The sequence below is a fragment of the Actinomadura napierensis genome (assembly GCF_039529375.1).
In the GTDB taxonomy this organism is placed as follows: domain Bacteria; phylum Actinomycetota; class Actinomycetes; order Streptosporangiales; family Streptosporangiaceae; genus Spirillospora; species Spirillospora napierensis.
Window position 1 is genome coordinate 1 of sequence record NZ_BAAAMR010000228.1, and the last position, 4,692, is coordinate 4,692.

Here is a 4,692-nt window from a genome sequence, read left to right on the forward strand (position 1 = left end):
CCACGGCTTCCTGTCATCCAGCGAGGTCTACTCTGACCTTTGCGGACAAGTTGATGCATTGATCCACTGAGGCCGCCAAGGTTTCTTGACGACCACACCCTCGCCGCCATGCGATCTGCGGCCCCCCGGCCGGGACGAGACGGTGAGCTCGCCGCGCCGCCCGGCACCGACCTTGTGTCCGGTTGCGGGCGTATGTGGCGGATGACGTGTCGTAGCCGGGTGGGCGGGTTGATGATGGCGGCCATGACGGGGCGCGTACTGATCTGGGCCGGCGCACTCACCGCCGCGGCCGCAGCCGTAGGACTGATCGTGTACTTCGCGGTCAAGGGCTTCCACTGGGTCGACACCGTCGGCGTGATCGGCGCCGTCGTCGGCATCGCCGGCCTGGTCCTGGCGGTCTACGGGACCGTGCTGGCCCGCCGCACCTCATCCTCGGCCGAGTCGGCGGACAAGCCGCCGGGGGAGCGGTCGGTGCGGATCGGTGACCAGGCCACCAACACCGGCATCGTCTCCACCGGCGACGGCGCGACCAACACCCAGATCAAGGGCACCGCGTCCGGGCACGGCCGGGTCTATCAGGCCGGCCGCGACCAGCACATCAACGACGACCGGTGAGCACCCCGCCGACCGAGCCCGACGACGCCCAAGAGCCTGTGGACGTCCGGATGCAGGCCACTGCCTCCGGCGACGGCAGGGCCTACCAAGCGGCCCGCGACCAATACATCAACGAGCGGACCATTCAGATGCACCCGCCCGCGCAGGTGCACGCCCCGCCTGGCCTGGTCAACATCCCGGCGCACGCGCGTCTGTTCGTTGGACGCGGCACCGAACTGGAGCAGTTGGACGCCGCGCTGGGAGCGGCGGATCCGGTGGTGGTGGCCGCGGTGCACGGGCTGGGCGGCGTCGGCAAGTCCACCCTGGCGGCCCGCTACGCCGCCGCCCACGCCCCTCCGGCTGGGGCCGGGACCGGGGTGTTTCATCCGGTGTGGTGGATCACCGCCGACACCGGCGAAGCCGTGCAGGCCGGCCTGGCCGCCCTGGCCGTCGCGCTGCAGCCCGAACTCAAAACGGTCATGAAGCTGGAGGAGCTGGCCGAGTGGGCGCTGACCTGGCTGGGCTGCCATCCGGGGTGGCTGGTGGTGCTGGACAACGTCACCAACCCCACGCACATCGCCCCGCTGCTGGACCGCACCAGCACGGGCCGGGTGCTGGTCACCAGCCGGCTCGGCCAGGGCTGGCACCGGTTCGGAGCTCGGGTGCTGCGCCTGGACGTGCTCACGGCCGGGCAGGCGGTGGAGTTGCTGACCCGCATCGCCACCGCCGAGGGTTCAGGAGTGGATCTGGACGGCGCGGACGAGCTGGTGGCCGAGCTGGGGTCTCTGCCGCTGGCGATCGAGCAGGCGGCCGCCTACCTGCAGCAGAACCAGCTGTCCCCTCGCCAATATCTGCGCTACCTGGCCGATTCCCCGGCGGCGATGTACGACCTGCCCGCCGAGGGCGGCGACACCGGCAGTGACGCGCGGACCATCGCGCGGATCTGGCGGATCACCCTGGACCTGCTCACTACCGGTACACCGCTGGCCGCCGAGCTGCTGCGGATCCTGGCCTGGTACGCCCCCGAGGCCATCCCCCGCACTCTGCTCGACAACCTGAACGAGCTCGACGGGCGCAAGCAGTTCGCAGCGCCGCTTCTGCAGGCCGCGCTCGGCAAACTCGCCGCCTACAACATGATCACCCTCACCCCGACCACCATCACTGTGCACCGGCTGGTGCAGGCGCTGGCCCGCACCCCCGACGACAACCCCGACGATGGTGATCGGCACCGCCGGGCCGCCGACATCACCGCCGCCCGCGACACTGCTACCCGCCTGCTGGACCACGCCCGTCCCGAGGACGATGAGGATCCGGCGGGCTGGCCGCAGTGGCGCCGGCTGCTGCCGCACATCGACGCCCTGGCCGACCACACGCCCCCCGGCACCGACACCGACACCACTGTCCGGCTGCTCCGCGACACCGGCCTGTTCCTGACCGGCCAAGGCGCCCACCCCCGTGCCCTGACGTATCTGCAGCGCTGCCTGGTCTCTGTCCAACGACTCCACGATCCCGACCACCCGCTCGTGCTGAACGCCCGCGCCTGCCTCGCCTACGCCTACCGCCACGCGGGAGACCTGCAACGAGCGATCTCGCTGCTGGAACACAACCTCACCGAGGAAGAACGCGTCCTGGGCGCCGACCACCGCAACACCCTGACCTCCCGCAACAACCTCGCCTACGCCTACCGGGCGGCGGGTGACCTGGACCGGGCGATCCCGCTGCACGAGCAGACCCTGGCCGACCGGGAGCGGGTGCTGGGCGCCGACCACCCCCAGACCCTGACCTCCCGCAACAACCTCGCCGGCGCCTACCGGGCGGCGGGCGACCTGGACCGGGCGATCCCGCTGTTGGAGCAGACTCTGGCCGCTTGCGAGCGGGTGCTGGGCACCGACCACCCCAACACCCTGACCTCCCGCAACAACCTCGCCAGCGCCTACCGGGACGCGGGGGACCTGGACCGGGCGATCCCGCTGCACGAGCAGACCCTCACCGACCGCGAACGGGTCCTGGGCGCCGACCACCCCAACACCCTGATCTCCCGCGGCAACCTCGCCTACGCCTACCGGGCGGCGGGTGACCTGGTCCGGGCGATTCCGCTGTACGAGCAGACCCTGGCCGATTGCGTGCGGGTGCTGGGCGTCGACCATCCAACGACTGCGGTCGTCCGCGGCAATCTGGACGTTGCCAGGCGCAATCCGATAGCTGATCGTTTCTGAGACGCCCTGGAGAGCGCCGCGGCGCCGATCCAGCGGTCCACCGCGCACGCGACCCGTGACCAGCGAAAAGACCGGTGGCCCAGTCGCGACCATGATCGTCTAAAACCCGCGTCTAGAAACTATGTAAAGATACTTGTGTCGATATTCGTTTTTAATACAGGCTTGCGGAGGTGAGGCCGCTGCCGCGACCGGCGGCTCTCGCCACGACAAGGAACGGAGGCCACTGACCTTGAGTCAGCGGATCGGGTACGGCCGGGTGTCCACCCGCGACCAGAACCCCGACTCCCAACGCGACGCCCTGCTGGCGGCCGGGTGCGCCAAGGTGTTCATCGACAAGGCCAGCGGCAAGCTCGCCGCGCGCCCCGAGCTGGACCGGGCGCTGGAGTACGCCCGGCCCGGCGACACCTTCGTCATCACCCGGCTGTCGCGCGCCGCCCGCAGCCTGCGGCACCTGCTGGAGCTGGCCGACGCCCTGCGCGAGCGTGACATCGACCTGGTGGTACTCAAGCAGGGCATCGACACCACCACCTCCACCGGCCGGTTCGCCTTCCACGTGCTGGGCGCGATGGATGAGTTCCTGCGCGAGCTGATCGTGGAAGGCACCCGCGAGGGCCTGGACGCCGCCCGCGCCCGCGGACGCAAGGGCGGCCGCCCCGCCGTGATGACCGACCTGCAGGTCGCCCAGGCCCGCCGGATGTACGACGAACACGGCGCCGACGGCAAGCGCGCCTACACCGTGCAGCAGATCGCCGACACCTTCGGCGTCTCCCGCCCCACCATCTACCGGTACCTGACCCCCGCCCCGCCGCAACCCCCAAACGCCACGGCCGCCACGGCGGAGACCTCGCCGGGGACCTCGGCGGGGACCTCGGCGGGGACCTCGCCGGCGAAACCCGCCGCCCCGGCCGCCGCCGCGCAGGCAGATGCCGCACAGGCCGAGCGTCCTGGCCCGCCGGTCGCCGATAGCCAGGACGACGTCCTGGACACCGGCGCCGTGCGGAACGCGGCCGAGGCCGTCGACGCCGCTGGCGAGGAGGACCAACAGCGGCGGGAGCGGGCCGAGCAGGAACGGCGCGAGTTCGAGCGGCGCCTCAAGCCCGTCCCGGAACTCGGCGAGGACGGCTACCTGATGGCCGAGTGGCCCGGCACCGGCAACCACTGGCTGGTGGTCGAGGGCGAGCGGATCGGCTACGCCACCAAGACCACCTACGGCACCCGGTGGGAGGCCCACAGCCCCTCCATGCGGAAGATCACCGGAACCGGCACCTACGGCACCCGCCGCGAGGCCCTGGTCCAAGTCGCCCTGCAGCACCACCGGATCAGCAAGGACCGTCCCCGCCGGCGGCGCCGCTGATCGGCGCCGACCACGCACCCGCCCCCCGGGCAGCAGGGAGAACCACATGAGTGCGCCCGCCATCCCCACCACCGACCCGCGCGTGCTGGCCCCGGCCCGCGCGCACCGCGGCGGCTGAAAGCACACCAATGGCCACCAACGCCACCAACCCCAACGCCACCGACCCCATGCCAGCCGGGCACCCGGCCGCCGCCCCGGGCCCGTGCCCGGTGTGCGGCGGGCGGCGGCCCGACCGGACCGGCCTGCCCGGCCGCCGCGCCGCCTGGTGCTCCAAGGCGTGCCGTCAGGCGGCGTGGCGGGCCCGCACCGCCGCTGACCGGGCGTCCCGGTCGGCCGCCGAGCTGTCGGACCGGATCGCCGGGACCGGGTACGGGGACGTCCTGGCCGCCGGGAACGCCCTCGGCGAGGCCGTCATCACGATGTGCGAACAGAGCGATGGTGACCACGAGGACGCGTTGATGACCGGTCACCGCTGGGAGCGCCACGTCGCCGACGCCGTCCAGGGCATGGCCGCCGCCGCCGGCACCC

General features: G+C 72.0%; 4 protein-coding genes. All 4 read left to right on the forward strand.

Going from position 1 to position 4,692, the window contains the following annotated elements; translation table 11 throughout:
• The first annotated feature begins 243 nt into the window (after positions 1–243).
• A complete protein-coding gene (locus ABD296_RS48850) occupies positions 244–615 on the forward strand; it encodes a hypothetical protein (RefSeq protein ID WP_344285207.1) in 372 nt (123 codons plus the stop codon).
• Positions 612–2,810, forward strand: a complete 2,199-nt coding sequence (locus ABD296_RS48855) for a tetratricopeptide repeat protein (protein WP_344285210.1) — start codon at positions 612–614, stop codon at positions 2,808–2,810. Before ABD296_RS48850 ends, ABD296_RS48855 begins: the two co-directional genes overlap by 4 nt.
• A 229-nt stretch (positions 2,811–3,039) precedes the next feature.
• Positions 3,040–4,164, forward strand: a complete 1,125-nt coding sequence (locus ABD296_RS48860) for a recombinase family protein (protein ID WP_344285213.1) — start codon at positions 3,040–3,042, stop codon at positions 4,162–4,164.
• A gap of 128 nt (positions 4,165–4,292) precedes the next feature.
• Positions 4,293–4,692 (forward strand): hypothetical protein (locus ABD296_RS48865; RefSeq protein WP_344285216.1); only part of this gene is annotated, 400 nt, incomplete at its 3' end.